The organism is Brevundimonas vesicularis, assembly GCF_027886425.1.
GTDB classification, from domain to species: Bacteria; Pseudomonadota; Alphaproteobacteria; order Caulobacterales; family Caulobacteraceae; genus Brevundimonas; species Brevundimonas vesicularis_C.
This window is the reverse complement of record NZ_CP115671.1, coordinates 1,225,527-1,238,063: the sequence shown is the minus strand read 5'-3', so window position 1 is coordinate 1,238,063 and position 12,537 is coordinate 1,225,527. Positions and strand designations below refer to the sequence as shown.

Genomic DNA, 12,537 nt, shown 5'->3' with positions numbered 1-12,537 from the left:
GCCCACATTGATCCGAGGGCGTTCTCGGCCTATGCCGCGCGCAAACCTCCCTCCCCCAAAGCCCTCCGGCCCAGCCTTCAGGATTTCCGATGACCGATCAGAACGCCGTCCCGCCGCAACTTCTGCACATCGTGATCGGCGGCGAGCTTCGTCACCTGGGCGAGCCGACTTTCCGCGACCTGTCGCAGGTCGAGTTCGTCGGCGCCTTCGGCAGCTATGACGAAGCGAAGAAGGCCTGGAAGGCGCGCGCCCAGGCGACCGTGGACAACGCCCACATGCGCTATTTCATCCTGCACGCCCACAAGCTGATCGATCCGCGCGGCGACGCGGCCTGAGCAGAGGACTGAGTGCGACATCGAGGAGCCGAACCGGCTCCTCGATCCGACGTTTCGATCTGTAGGCGAGGACGACGATGAACCTGGAACCGCAACAGATCTTTCAACTGGTCAGCCTGCTGGCCGTGCTGGCGCTGTTCAGCTTTTCGCTTCGCGGCCACATCAACTACGCCCGCTGGTTCAAGCAGTGGGAGGCCGACCGCAAGGCCCGCCGCGACGCTGAGCTGGCTGCCGAGGACCGCGCAAACGGCGAGGCCGGCGACGAACCGAAGACCGGCCCTTGGGGCTAAAACCCCCTACTCCCGCCGCAGCAACTTGTCGGTCAGCAGCGTGCCCCACCAGCCGGCTTTGAATTCGGCGCGGATGGCCTTGGGGTCGTAGTCGGGGCTGTCTACCCAGTCGATAAAGCTGATGCCCTTCGGCTCGATCTCGTTGACGTATTTTTCCAGCGTATAGTCCAGCACGCCGGTCAGCCCTTCGCGGGAATGCAGATATTTCTTGGAGAGCTGCTTCATGGCGACCGAGATCGGCTCGCCCAGGTGGAAGTGGCGATAGAAGACCGCCATCATGCCCGCCCGATCCGCGCCGGACTTGCAGTGGATCAGCACCGGATACTGGATCGTCCTGAACAGCTGGCGCGCGCGGTGGATGCGCACCGTCTCGGGCGGATCGCGCGAGTCCAGCGGCGCGTCGATCAGTGTCAGGCCCAGCCGCTCGCAAGCGTCCTTCTCCAGCCAGTAATAGCCCTCATCCCGCTCGCCGCGCAGATTGATGACCGTCTTGACGCCCTTCTTTTTCCAATAAGCGAGCTGGCGCGGCGACGGCTGATTGGTGCGCACCAGATCCGGGCCCAGCCAGTGGGCGTTGGAAAAGGCCACGCGCAGAAACGCGTGGTCGGCCCAGAAATAATGCCAATGCGCCCGAAAACGGCCCATCGCGGTCGAGAGGTCGAAGCGCGCCATGCCCGCCAGATAGCGATCCGACGCCGCCGCGTCATCCGATCTCGATCCTGATGCGTTGGAATGTTTGTCGAGACCGGAGAACACCCCGATGAGAACCCTCGCCGCAACCGTTGTCTTCGCCGCCAGCCTGTGGGCCGGCGCGGCCGCCGCCCAAACGCCGCCGCCCGAAGATCCTGCCCTGATCGCCTATCTGCGTGACCGGGCCAAGGAAGCGCTGGACACCACCCGCTATACGGCGGCGATCACGCCGGACGGGGCGATGACCTTGGTCTATCTGACCGGCCCAAACTGGTGCGGCTCGGGCGGATGCCGACTGCTGGTGCTGGACCGAACCGGCGAAACCTATCGGTCGGTCGGCGAGATCAGCGTCGCGCGCGCGCCGATCCGGCTGCTGGAGCGACAGACCCATGGCCGACGGGATCTGGGCGTCTATGTCGCGGGCGGCGGAATCACCGAAGGCTATGAGGTCGCCGTGCCGTTCGACGGGCGTCGATACGCGTCCAATCCGACGGTTCCGCCCGCCGTGAGGGTCGAGGAGGCGCCCGGCGAAACCTTGATCCGCGCCGACGAGCCGGGCCGTGCGCTGGAACCGTCGCCGGACAAGCCTTGACTTGAACGGCGGCTCGGACGACCGAGAGCCGATGACCGTCGCCGCCTCAGACACCATGCCGCTGCGCGCCCTGCTGGCGCGGATTTGGCGCGACTATCTGTCCAAGCACAAGGGATCGCTGATCCTGTCGGTCTTGTGCGCGGCGACGACGGGCCTGCTGACGGCTGCGCTGCTGAAGCTTCTGGAGCCGGCCGTCAACGGTCTGTTCCTCGGCGGGACCAGGCCGATCAGCCTGTTCGGCCTGGTGACCTTTCCGGCGGACAAGGCCGTCGTCTGGATCCCGGTCGCCATCCTGACCGTCGCCATTGCGCGGACCCTGGCCGCGCTGGGTCAGGCGGCCCTGGTCAACCGGCTGGGTCACACCATCGTCGGCGACATCCAGATCCGCCTGTTCGGGGCCATGATCCGCGCCGATCTGGCGCGGTTGCGCAGCCAGCACTCGGGCGGCTTCGTCTCCTCGGTGCTATTCGACGCCAATATGGTGCGCGAGGCCTTCACCTCGGGCGTGGTCAACTACACCCAGAACCTGCTCACCCTGATCGCGGTGCTGATCTACATGGGCTTCATCGACTGGCAGCTGACGATCGTCGTGCTGCTGGGCGTGCCGCTGGTGGCGCTGGTGCTGCGCCGGTTCGGGCGCAAGACGCGCAAGGCCGCCGTCGGCGCCATGGCCGAGACCGAGAACCTGTCCACCGCCCTGATGGAGAATCTGGACGGGGTTCGTCTGATCAAGATCGAGAACCGCGAGGCCGCCGAACAGGACCGCGTCGCCGAGGTCGTCGCCCGTCGCCAGCGCCATGTCATCAAGGGCGCCAACGCCCGCGCCTTCGCCGGCCCGTCCAGCGATCTGGTCGCCTATATCGTCGTCGCCGCCGTCATGGCCTATGCCGGATGGCGGGCGCAGTCGGGCGACATGACCGTGGGCGGTTTCGCCGCCTTCATCGGCATGCTGCTGGCCGCCGGGCAGGCCCTGCGCCAGGTGACCAACCTGGCCACGGTGATGAGCGAGGGCTTCACCGCCGCGCGCCGCCTGTTCGGCGCCCTGGACATCCAACCCGAAATTCGCGAGGCGGCCGACGCCGCGCCGCTGGCCGCCGGGCCGGTGGAGGTCGTGCTGGAAAAGGTGTCCTTCGCCTACGCCGGGACCGATGCGCCGACGCTGGACGGGGTGTCCATGCGGGTCGCGCCGGGCGAGACGGTGGCGCTGGTCGGGCCATCGGGCGGCGGCAAGAGCACGATCCTGAGCCTGCTGCCGCGCTTCTATGATGTGACGGGCGGGGCCGTGACGATCAACGGCGCGGACGTCCGTGCGCTTCGCATCCATGACCTGCGCGACCACATCGCCCTGGTGACGCAGGAGCCCTTCCTGTTCGACGACACCATCGCCGCCAACATCGCCTATGGCCGGCCGGGCGCGACGCAGGCGCAAATCGAGGAAGCCGCGCGGTCCGCCGCCGCCCACGACTTCATCACGGCCTTGCCTGAAGGGTATGCGACCCGCGCGGGCGAGGCGGGCCTGCGCCTGTCCGGCGGTCAGCGCCAGCGGATCGCCATCGCCCGCGCCTTCGTCAAGGATGCGCCGATCCTGCTGCTGGACGAGGCCACCAGCGCCCTGGACACCGAGAGCGAGGCCTTGGTCCAGGCGGCGCTGGAGCGGCTGATGCAGGGCCGCGCCACCCTGATGATCGCGCACCGCCTGTCCACCGTCCGGAACGCCGACCGCATCTATGTGATCGAGGCCGGCCGGGTGGTCGAGGAAGGCTCGCACGACGCCCTGGTCGCCAGAGGCGGCCTCTATTCCCGCCTGGCGCGCCAGCAGTCGCTGGATGGCGCTTCGCCCACGGTCGAGACGGTCGCGTGAGGCCGCTGCGCATTCCGGCCGTCCAGGCCAGCCTGTCCTTCATCCTGGCGCACTGGATGCAGTTTTGCTTCGCCACCATGCGCTGGACCCACGAAAACCAGGCGGTGGCCGAGGGTGTTTGGGCCCAGGGCGGCGGGGTTTTGTGCGCCTTCTGGCATTCGCGTATCGGCCTGTCGCCGGCGTGTTGGCCGCTGAACCGAGCGCAGCCGGCCAAGGCGTTGATTTCCCTGTCGGCGGACGGTCAGTTCATCGCAAAGGCCGTGGCTCGCCAAGGCTTTCCTTCGCGGTTCGTCGTCGAACAAGGACAAGGCGGACCGGGACAAGGGCGGATCGCAGGCGCTGCGGGCGGGCCTGCGTCAGTTGAAGATCGGCGCTCTGGCCATTACGCCGGACGGTCCGCGCGGCCCGGCGCGCCAGATGGCCGAGGGCTTGCCGATGATGGCCAAGATCTCAAAGGCGCCGACCCTGTTCATCGGCATGTCGTGCAATCCGGCCATCCGGCTGAACAGCTGGGACCGCGCGATTCTGCCCCTGCCCTTCGCCAAAGGCGCCATCGTCTGGGACATCGCCGATTATCCGACCGGTGACGACCTGGATCACGTCCGCCAAGACTGGGCCGCGCGGCTGAACGCCGTCGAGGCGCGGGCCGATGCGATCACGGGCCTGAAACCGTGAGGACGCAGCCGTGACGCCGCTGCCGCTGCCGCTGATCGCCTATCGGCTGGCGACGCGCGCGCTGGAGCCGCTGGCCCCGCGCCTGCTGGATGCGCGCGCCAGGCGGGGCAAGGATGACCCGGTGCGGGTGGACGAGCGGATGGGCTTCACCCGCACCGAGCGCCCCGAAGGTGATCTGGTCTGGCTGCACGGCGTCAGTGTCGGCGAGAGCCTGTCGCTGCTGCCCGTGGTCGAGCGGCTGACGAAGGCGCGTCCCGATCTGACCGTTCTGGTCACCTCCAGCACCGTGACCTCGGCGCATATTCTGGCTGAACGGCTGCCGGCAGGCGTGATCCACCAATATGCGCCGGTCGATGCGCCCGGCGTGGTCGAGCGGTTCCTGGACCATTGGCGGCCAAGCCTGGCGGTCTTCGTCGAGAGCGAACTGTGGCCGAACCTGCTGCTTGAGGCGAAACGGCGGGGCGTGAAACTGGCCCTGGTCAGCGCCCGGATCACGGAGAAGACGGTGGAGGGCTGGGCGCGGTTTCCGGCCTCGGCGCGGGCGCTGACCAGCGCCTTTGATCTGGTCTTGCCGCAGGATGCGGTCTCGGCCCAGCGTCTGGAGGGCATGGGCGCGCGGATCGACGGGCTAGTGAACCTGAAACTGTCGGGAGAGGCCCTACCGCAAGATCCCGCCGCCTTCAGCCGTCTAAGCGCCGCCATCGGCGACCGGCCGGTGATCGTCGCCGCCAGCACCCATGAGGGCGAAGAGATCGCCATCGTGCGCGCGCTGGACCATCTGAGCGAGCGAGTCTGCCTGATTCTGACGCCACGCCATCCCGAGCGGGGGGCGCACATCGCCCAGGCCCTGCAACGCGACGGCTACGCCTTCGCCATGCGTTCGCACGGCGAGACGATCGGGCCGGACACCGACATCTATCTGGCCGACACCCTGAACGAGATGGGCCTGTTCCTGCGCCTCGCCGATGTGGTGGTGATGGGCGGCTCGTTCGCGCCCGCCATCGGCCTGCCGCCCGTCGGCGGGCATAATCCGCTGGAGCCGGCGCGGCTGGGCAAGCCGACGATCACGGGACCAGATGCATCCAACTGGGCGCCGGTGACGGCGGCCCTGGTCGAGGCGGGGGGCCTGGCCCTGGTTCAGGCGCCGTCCGACCTACCCGGCGTGATCGAGCCCCTGCTGGAAGACCTGAACGCGGCCAAGGCCATGGGCGAGCGCGGGCGTCGCGCGGCGGTCGAGGCTGGAGGCGGGCTGGAGCGACTGTGGGCGCTGCTGTCGCCGCTGATGCCGCAGAGGCAGGACCGGCGATGAAGATGAACACGCCGCGCTGGTGGTATGTGCGCGACAGCAACCACGCCCGGATGACACGCACGGCGCTGAAACCGCTGGGCTGGATCTGGGCCGCCGTGACGGCGCGTCGGATCGCCAAGACGGTGCCCGCCGACCCCGGCTGCGCGATCGTTTCGGTCGGCAATCTGACGGTCGGCGGATCGGGCAAGACGCCGGTCGCGCGCGAAACCCTGCGGCTGCTGCGGGCGGCGGGGGTAGAGGCGCAAGGTCTGTCGCGCGGTTATGGCGGGCGGCTGGAAGGGCCGGTCCGGGTCGATCCTCAAATCCATACGGCCGACGATGTCGGGGACGAGCCGCTGATGCTGGCGCAAGGGTCGCCGGTCTGGATCGCGCGCGATCGCGTCGCGGGCGCCAAGGCCGCCGTCGCGGAGGGGGCGCAGGCTCTGGTGCTGGACGACGGCCATCAGAACCCGGCCCTGAAAAAGACCGTCAGCCTGATCGTCGTGGACGGCGAGACGCGCGGTCACGAATGGCCGTTCGGGGACGGTTCGGTCTTTCCGTCGGGTCCGATGCGCGAGCCGCTGAAGGCCGGGTTGGCGCGCGCCGACGCCGTGGTGGTCATGCTGCCGACCGATGTCGAAGAGGCCGATCCCGAACTGCTGGCGGTCTTCGGCGCCCTGCCCGTCTTCGTAGCGCGCCTGACGCCCGAGGCCCCCCCGCCGTCGGGGCCCCAGGTCGGGTTCGCCGGCATCGCCAAGCCCTGGAAGGTCGAGCGGTCGCTGAAGGCGGCGGGCTGCGACCTGGTCGACTTCGCCCCCTTTCCCGACCACGCGGCCTATAGCGACGCTGACATGACGTTCCTGACCGACCGGGCGGCTGTGTTCGACGCCGGCCTGGTCACGACGGAGAAGGACTGGGTCCGGCTGACGCCCGAGCAGCGCAAGGACGTCGTCGCCTGGCCGGTCGTCGCCCGGTTCGAGGACGAGGCGGCTTTCGCCGCCTTCCTGAACGACAGGATTCAATCGGCGCGATAGACCACGCCGGACTTCATCACGAACTTCATCCGCTCCAGCTCGGTCACGTCCGTCAGCGGATCGCCCGATACGGCGACGATGTCGGCGGGCATGCCCACGGCGATCTTCCCGGCCTCATTGGCGATGCGCAGGTGCTCGGCGGCGCCGACGGTGGCGGCCTGGATGGCCTCAAGCGGGCTCAGGCCGGCGCGGACCAGAAGCGCGAACTCCTGAGCGTTGTCGCCGTGGGCCGAAACGCCCGAGTCGGTGCCGAAGGCGATCTTGACCCCGCCCTCATGCGCGCGGCGCGCCATGTCCAGCATCTTGGGGCCGGCTTCCAGCGCCTTGGCTGTCTGGGCGGGCGTGAAGAAGTTGTCGGGTCCCGAGGCGATGCGCGCCACAAAATCCCCAGCCAGCAGGGTCGGGATCAGCCAAGCGCCGTTCGACTTGAACAGGCGGATCGACTGATCGTCCAGATAGGTCCCGTGCTCGATGGAATCGCCGCCGGCCCGCAGGAAGGCGTTGATGCCGTCCACCCCGTGGGCGTGCGCCGTCACCTGGCGGCCCATGCGGTGGGCGCTGCCGACGATGGCGGCCAGTTCGTCGTCGCTGAACTGCTGGTTCAGGCCGGCGGCGGTATTGGACAGCACGCCGCCCGTCGCGGTGATCTTGATGATGTCGGCGCCGGCGCGAACCTGGGTGCGCACGGCCCGCATGCAGTCCTCAGGTCCCGAGCAGATGCTTTCGGACGACAGCAGGTGCATGACGTCCTCGCGATAGCCGTTTATGTCGCCATGCCCGCCGTGGATCGACACCGACGACCCCGCCGCAATGATGCGCGGTCCCGGCACGTCGCCGTTCCTGACAGCGTTCCGCAGTGCGAAGATGGCTTGGTTCGAGGCGCCCAGATCCGCCACCGTCGTAAAGCCGGCCATCAGTGTGCGACGCGCGTAGCGGGCGCCGACCATCGCCTGGTCCGCGTCCGAAAGGGTCACCTCTTCGAGGCGTGCGTTCGGGTTTTGCTGGCTCGTCAAATGGACGTGGCTGTCGATCAGGCCGGGCAGGACAAAGGCCTGGCGCAGGTCCACGACCTTGCCTTGCGAAGCGTCGCCGACAAAGCCGTCACGCACTTCGACGACCTGGTTCCCTCTGATCACGAGAGTTTTATCGCGTTGCACAACGCCGTTCGACGGATCCGCAAGCAACCTTCCGGCTTCAACGAACGTTGTGTTAGGTTGCGTCGAAACGCCTGTGGCCGTGGGGGTTTGCTGCGCGTGAGCGCTTACCGCCGACGCCATCAGCGCCGCCAGCGCGATTCCGAAACGTTTCATTGATCTCTCCCCGCGACGCGTCGGCCGCAAAAATGCCCCACAAGGCTCAGGTTGCCTCGCCCGTAACCAGCTGAAACAAACACGCCTCAAGACCAACCGCAACGAGGGCGTCGCATGCGGCTATCGAGACGAGGACTTATTCTGGGCGGATCGGCCATGCTGGCGGGATGCGCCAGTGCGAGCGCTACGGCGCCGCTGACGACGGCTCAGAACGGGACTCCGATCGCCATGCCGCAGGTCGGTCTGCCCACGGTCCAGACCTCCGCCCTGACGCCGCCGCCGCTGGATCCACGTGGTCACGTTCGCAAGGAACTGATGGAGCGCGCCATGACCGCGCTGGACACCCATCATCACCGCCTGCCTCTGCGTGACCGGATGTATCTGGTCGACTTCCAGAAGTTCTCGGGCGAGGAGCGGCTGTACGAAGTCGACCTGATCGCGGGTGAAGTGAAGGTGCTGCGTACCTGCCACGGTCGGGGATCGGACCCCAGCCACACCGGCTATGCCCAGCGCTTTTCCAACACGCCGGATTCCAACATGTCCTCGATCGGCGCCTATGCGACGGCGGGCGCCAACTGGGGCGCGCAACAGGGGCCGAACGTGCTGCTGGACGGGCTGGAATACACCAATGACAAGGCGCGCGAGCGGGCCATCATCATCCACGGCGCCGACTATGCCGATCCCGACTTCCTGGCGCGCGAAGGCAAGCTGGGTCGCAGCTACGGCTGTTTCTCGGTCGCCCACACCGACCTGCCGGCCTTGCGCGAGCGCATGGGCGAAGGCCGACTGTTGTTCGCTGCAGCCTAGGCTTCAGCCCCGGTCCAGGGCCCGCCAGCCGATGTCGGAGCGGTTGAAGCCGCCCGGCCAGTCGATCTTGCGGATGGCGCCATAGGCGCGTTCGCGGGCCTGGGCGATGTCGTCGCCCTCGGCGCAGACGTTCAGGACGCGCCCGCCCGAGGCGGCCAGCAAGCCGTCGTCGCGGCGCTTGGTCCCGGCGTGGAAGACCTGGACATGAGGGCCGAAGTCCTGATCGGCGCCGCGGATGATCGAGCCTTCCAGCGGGCTGTCGGGATAGCCCTTAGCGGCCATAACCACGCAGATCACCGTCTGAGGCTTGAAGGCGGGCGAAGCCAGTCCCGAGACGTCGCCGCGCGCGCAGCCCAGCAGATAGGGGACGATGTCGCCCGCCATCCGCATCATCAGCACCTGGCATTCCGGGTCGCCGAAGCGGGCGTTGAACTCGACCACCTTGGGGCCGTCCTCGGTCGCCATCAGGCCGGCGTAGAGGACGCCGCGATAGGGCGCGCCCTCTTCGGCCATCTTGCGGATCGTCGGCTGGACGATCAGCGCGTCGGCCTGCTGCACCACCTCGGGGGTGAAGACGGGCGCGGGCGAATAGGCGCCCATGCCGCCGGTGTTGGGGCCAAGGTCGCCGTCGAAGGCGCGCTTGTGGTCCTGGGCGCCGCCGAACAGCAGGGCGCGTTGACCGTCGCACAGGGCGAACAGCGAGCCCTCCTCGCCGTCCATGAACTCCTCGATCACGACGCGAGCGCCGGCCGCACCGAACCGGCCGCCCAGCATGCGCTCGATTTCGGCCTCGGCGTCGGGGCGGTCGGGGCTGATGGCCACGCCCTTGCCGGCGGCCAGGCCATCGGCCTTGATCACATAGGGCGGCCGGAACACGTCCAGCGCCGCCTTGGCGTCCTTGACCGTGTCATAGACGCCGTAGCCGGCGGTGGGGATCTCGTGACGTTCGAGGAAGCCCTTCGAAAAGGCCTTCGAGGTTTCCAACTGCGCCGCCTTGGCGGTCGGCCCGAAGCAGGGGATGCCGGCTGAGGCCAGGCGGTCAGCCAGACCGGCGGCCAGCGCTACCTCGGGCCCCACAACGACCAGGTCGGCTTTGATCTCTCTGGCCAGGGCTGCCAGGCCGTCGGCGTCGTCCGCCTTGACGGCGCGCAGCTCGCACAACTTCTCGATGCCAGGGTTGCCGGGCGCCGCGACCAGGCGCGTGACCAGCGGCGACTGGGCGATCTTCCAGGCCAGGGCGTGTTCGCGGCCGCCCGATCCGACGAGAAGAATGTTCATGAGATCGGGCAATGACCGGCCGGCGCCGGCCGGTCAAGCGCCCGTCAGACTTAACGCCGCATTCAGCGTCCAATCAGCGCGCTTGCGGGGTCCAGGCCGGCAGGGCTTGAAGCTGACCGGGCGTCAGATCGGTGACCAGATCCCGGTCGCCGTTGCGGTCGATCGGAGACACGTCCGCGACCGGAACCAACACCTTCATGTCGCCAGGCCCTTCCAGCTCGATCACCAGATGGGTCAGGGCGCCTGAAGCGTCCAGCACCAGGGTTTCGACATCGCCCAGATCGACGTTGGCGCGCGAATACAGGTCTGCATCCTCCAGCTGATCGCGGGTCATGTTGAAGGCCAAGGCGGCGTTCGAGGCGGCGGCATCCGCCTGTTGATCCGGCAAGGCCACGGGCGCTGCGCCCGGCGCAGGGGCCTGGACCACATCGTCGTCGCGATCCGAGCAGGCGACGACGCCGCCGGTCAGGCAAAGAATGGCGGCGAGCGGGACGAAGCGGTTCATACGGCCTCCTTGGGCATTAGAGCAGGGCCGAGACGACATAGACGCCCAGGCCCAGCAGAATGATGCAGCCGATTATCAGCCACGGGCTCATGGCCCCGCCGCCCCCGGCGCGGCGCGACAGATCGCGCTCGTGCGGGTCACGGTCAGAAGGATCGGTTCCGGGCGGGTCGGCGGCCATGAAAGTCGAACGGCAGGGCGCGCGCAGCGTTCCCGGGCGGATCGACGCAGGCTAGGATGTCTTCATGAGCGACGACTCCTACGTATTCGAAGGCCCGGCCGAGGTCCCTGCCCCGCGCGACAACAATCCGCCCCTGTCGATCTCGGAACTGTCGTTCGCGCTGAAGCGCACGCTGGAAGACCGGTTTGGCCACGTGCGGCTGCGCGGCGAGGTCTCCAAGGTCAATCGCCACGCCTCGGGCCACATCTATCTGACACTGAAGGACGACAAGTCGGCCATCGACGGCGTGGTGTGGAAGGGGTCGGTGCGCGGCCTGGGCGTTCAGCCCGAAGCGGGGCTGGAGGTCATCGTCACCGGCAAGATCACCTCCTATCCGGCGCGGTCCTCCTATCAGATCGTGATTGAGAGCATGGAGGCGGCTGGCGCCGGCGCCCTGCTGGCCCAGTTGGAGCGGCTGAAGGTCCGCCTGCGTGAGGAAGGGCTTTTCGAACCCGGGCGTAAGAAGCCCCTGCCCGCCTTTCCCGCGACCATCGGCGTGATCACCAGCCCGACCGGCGCGGTGATCCGCGACGTGCTGCACCGGATCGCGGAACGCTGGCCTTGTCGCGTCATAGTCTGGCCTGTGGTCGTTCAGGGCGAATCGGCCTGCGGTCAGGTGTCGAACGCCATTCGCGGTTTTGACGGGATGACCGCCGACGGGCCGATCCCCCGCCCCGACCTGCTGATCGTCGCGCGCGGCGGCGGGTCGGTCGAGGACCTGTGGTGCTTCAACGACGAAGGCCTGGCGCGGACCGTGGCGGCGGCGCGCATTCCGATCATCTCGGCCGTGGGGCACGAGACCGACACCACCCTGATCGACTTCGTCTCGGATCGTCGGGCGCCGACCCCGACGGGCGCGGCCGAAATGGCGACGCCCGTGCTGGCGGACCTGCGCTACGCCGTCGCCGACATGGACCGGCGCATGGTGCAAGCGGGCGGACGGCTGATCGAGGATCGACGCACACGCCTGCGGGCGGTGACGCGCGGCCTGCCGGCGCGGCCGGAGGACCTGCTGGCCCTGGCGCAGCAGCGGCTGGACCATGTGTCGAGCCGCCTCGGTTCGGGGCTGCAACGCAACGTCGCCCTGCACGAGCGGCATCTGGCGGTGACGGGCGGCAAGCTGAGCCCGGCCCTGCTGCGCACGCGGATCGAGCGAGGTCAGGATCGGCTGCGCGGCGCGCGCGATCGGCTGGGCGCGGCGCTTCAGGCCGGAGTGGCGCGCGGCGAGCGGCGGCTGTTGCAGGTCTCTGGGCGGCTGTCGCCCGAACCGCTGCATCGACGGCTGGACCAGCGTCAGGCGCGGCTCGAAGCCGTCGGCGCGCGACTGGACGGAGTCTTGCCACGCCGGCTGGAGCGGGACGCCGATCGCTTGGCGGCGCTGTCTCGCGCGCTGACGACCCTGGACCCCGGACGTCCCAAGCCCGGCTTCGCCCGTGTGGAAGATTCAGACGGCGCCTGGATCACCTCGGCCAAGGCGCTGGAGGCGGGTCAGGCCGTCAAGCTGGTGTTCGGCGACGGTGTTCAGCCGGCGACGATCGACGGCGGCGAATTCCGTCCGTCCCCGCCGCGTCCGGCGGCCAAGCCGAAGCAGATCGCCGCCGATCAGGGCAGCCTGTTCTGACGGCGCCGGATAGGATCCGCGTTTTCCGCTTCGC

At 68.5% G+C, this 12,537-nt stretch carries 14 protein-coding genes; 9 read left to right on the top strand and 5 right to left on the bottom strand.

The features are described from left to right. Positions 1-89 precede the first annotated feature (89 nt). Both PFY01_RS06180 and PFY01_RS06175 read left to right on the top strand, forming a co-directional pair. Positions 90-335 (top strand): DUF4170 domain-containing protein, encoded by a 246-nt coding sequence (locus PFY01_RS06180; protein ID WP_017505336.1) that lies wholly within the window; start codon positions 90-92, stop codon positions 333-335. 77 nt (positions 336-412) lie between these two features. Next, positions 413-625 (top strand): hypothetical protein, encoded by a 213-nt coding sequence (locus PFY01_RS06175; RefSeq protein WP_271042813.1) that lies wholly within the window; start codon positions 413-415, stop codon positions 623-625. A gap of 6 nt (positions 626-631) precedes the next feature. On the opposite strand, the gene PFY01_RS06170 is transcribed toward PFY01_RS06175, so the two are convergent. Further along, a complete protein-coding gene (locus PFY01_RS06170) occupies positions 632-1,297 on the bottom strand; it encodes a fused DSP-PTPase phosphatase/NAD kinase-like protein (protein ID WP_271042812.1) in 666 nt (221 codons plus the stop codon). Between the two features lie 88 nt (positions 1,298-1,385). On the opposite strand from PFY01_RS06170, the gene PFY01_RS06165 reads away from it, so the two are divergent. The 5 genes from PFY01_RS06165 to lpxK all read left to right on the top strand — a co-directional run bounded on the left by PFY01_RS06165 (position 1,386) and on the right by lpxK (position 6,765). After that, a complete protein-coding gene (locus PFY01_RS06165; RefSeq protein WP_271042811.1) occupies positions 1,386-1,907 on the top strand; it encodes a hypothetical protein in 522 nt (173 codons plus the stop codon). 31 nt (positions 1,908-1,938) lie between these two features. After that, positions 1,939-3,768 (top strand): ABC transporter ATP-binding protein, encoded by a 1,830-nt coding sequence (locus PFY01_RS06160; protein ID WP_271042810.1) that lies wholly within the window; start codon positions 1,939-1,941, stop codon positions 3,766-3,768. A 360-nt stretch (positions 3,769-4,128) separates the two neighbouring features. After that, positions 4,129-4,443: a hypothetical protein gene (locus PFY01_RS15570; protein ID WP_333780230.1), complete on the top strand. Its 315-nt coding sequence runs from the start codon at positions 4,129-4,131 to the stop codon at positions 4,441-4,443. A gap of 10 nt (positions 4,444-4,453) precedes the next feature. After that, the gene (locus PFY01_RS06150; protein ID WP_333780229.1) at positions 4,454-5,752 is read left to right on the top strand and encodes a 3-deoxy-D-manno-octulosonic acid transferase; all 1,299 of its coding nucleotides are present in this window, start codon (positions 4,454-4,456) and stop codon (positions 5,750-5,752) included. Further along, complete coding sequence (lpxK, locus tag PFY01_RS06145) at positions 5,749-6,765, top strand: tetraacyldisaccharide 4'-kinase (RefSeq protein ID WP_271042809.1); 1,017 nt, start codon at positions 5,749-5,751, stop codon at positions 6,763-6,765. Before PFY01_RS06150 ends, lpxK begins: the two co-directional genes overlap by 4 nt. Here lpxK and PFY01_RS06140 read toward each other — a convergent pair. Next, a complete protein-coding gene (locus tag PFY01_RS06140; protein ID WP_271042808.1) occupies positions 6,750-8,075 on the bottom strand; it encodes a metal-dependent hydrolase family protein in 1,326 nt (441 codons plus the stop codon). The two genes, lpxK and PFY01_RS06140, sit on opposite strands and share 16 nt — an antisense overlap. A gap of 156 nt (positions 8,076-8,231) precedes the next feature. On the opposite strand from PFY01_RS06140, the gene PFY01_RS06135 reads away from it, so the two are divergent. Continuing rightward, positions 8,232-8,882: a murein L,D-transpeptidase catalytic domain family protein gene (locus PFY01_RS06135; protein ID WP_235551230.1), complete on the top strand. Its 651-nt coding sequence runs from the start codon at positions 8,232-8,234 to the stop codon at positions 8,880-8,882. A gap of 3 nt (positions 8,883-8,885) precedes the next feature. Here the strand turns inward: PFY01_RS06135 and purD are convergent, their stop codons facing one another. The 3 genes from purD to PFY01_RS06120 all read right to left on the bottom strand — a co-directional run bounded on the left by purD (position 8,886) and on the right by PFY01_RS06120 (position 10,843). Then, positions 8,886-10,160 carry a phosphoribosylamine--glycine ligase gene (gene purD / locus PFY01_RS06130; protein WP_271042807.1) on the bottom strand — a complete coding sequence of 425 codons (1,275 nt, stop codon included), beginning with the start codon at positions 10,158-10,160 and terminating at the stop codon, positions 8,886-8,888. A 73-nt stretch (positions 10,161-10,233) separates the two neighbouring features. Beyond that, positions 10,234-10,665 carry a PRC-barrel domain-containing protein gene (locus tag PFY01_RS06125; protein WP_174085714.1) on the bottom strand — a complete coding sequence of 144 codons (432 nt, stop codon included), beginning with the start codon at positions 10,663-10,665 and terminating at the stop codon, positions 10,234-10,236. A 16-nt stretch (positions 10,666-10,681) separates the two neighbouring features. Then, on the bottom strand, positions 10,682-10,843 hold the full coding sequence (locus PFY01_RS06120) for a hypothetical protein (protein ID WP_165115848.1): 162 nt from the start codon (positions 10,841-10,843) through the stop codon (positions 10,682-10,684). Between the two features lie 64 nt (positions 10,844-10,907). On the opposite strand from PFY01_RS06120, the gene xseA reads away from it, so the two are divergent. After that, positions 10,908-12,503, top strand: coding sequence for an exodeoxyribonuclease VII large subunit (gene xseA / locus PFY01_RS06115; protein ID WP_271042806.1), 1,596 nt, complete (start codon positions 10,908-10,910; stop codon positions 12,501-12,503). Positions 12,504-12,537: the final 34 nt, after the last annotated feature.

Bases quoted from the DNA above. Each gene is read 5' to 3' on its own strand.
- PFY01_RS06180 (WP_017505336.1), top strand. From the start codon at position 90: ATGACCGATCAGAACGCCGTCCCGCCGCAACTTCTGCACATCGTGATC.
- PFY01_RS06175 (WP_271042813.1), top strand. From the start codon at position 413: ATGAACCTGGAACCGCAACAGATCTTTCAACTGGTCAGCCTGCTGGCC.
- PFY01_RS06170 (WP_271042812.1), bottom strand. From the start codon at position 1,297: ATGGCGCGCTTCGACCTCTCGACCGCGATGGGCCGTTTTCGGGCGCAT.
- PFY01_RS06165 (WP_271042811.1), top strand. From the start codon at position 1,386: ATGAGAACCCTCGCCGCAACCGTTGTCTTCGCCGCCAGCCTGTGGGCC.
- PFY01_RS06160 (WP_271042810.1), top strand. From the start codon at position 1,939: ATGACCGTCGCCGCCTCAGACACCATGCCGCTGCGCGCCCTGCTGGCG.
- lpxK (WP_271042809.1), top strand. From the start codon at position 5,749: ATGAAGATGAACACGCCGCGCTGGTGGTATGTGCGCGACAGCAACCAC.
- PFY01_RS06140 (WP_271042808.1), bottom strand. From the start codon at position 8,075: ATGAAACGTTTCGGAATCGCGCTGGCGGCGCTGATGGCGTCGGCGGTA.
- PFY01_RS06135 (WP_235551230.1), top strand. From the start codon at position 8,232: ATGCTGGCGGGATGCGCCAGTGCGAGCGCTACGGCGCCGCTGACGACG.
- purD (WP_271042807.1), bottom strand. From the start codon at position 10,160: ATGAACATTCTTCTCGTCGGATCGGGCGGCCGCGAACACGCCCTGGCC.
- PFY01_RS06125 (WP_174085714.1), bottom strand. From the start codon at position 10,665: ATGAACCGCTTCGTCCCGCTCGCCGCCATTCTTTGCCTGACCGGCGGC.
- PFY01_RS06120 (WP_165115848.1), bottom strand. From the start codon at position 10,843: ATGGCCGCCGACCCGCCCGGAACCGATCCTTCTGACCGTGACCCGCAC.
- xseA (WP_271042806.1), top strand. From the start codon at position 10,908: ATGAGCGACGACTCCTACGTATTCGAAGGCCCGGCCGAGGTCCCTGCC.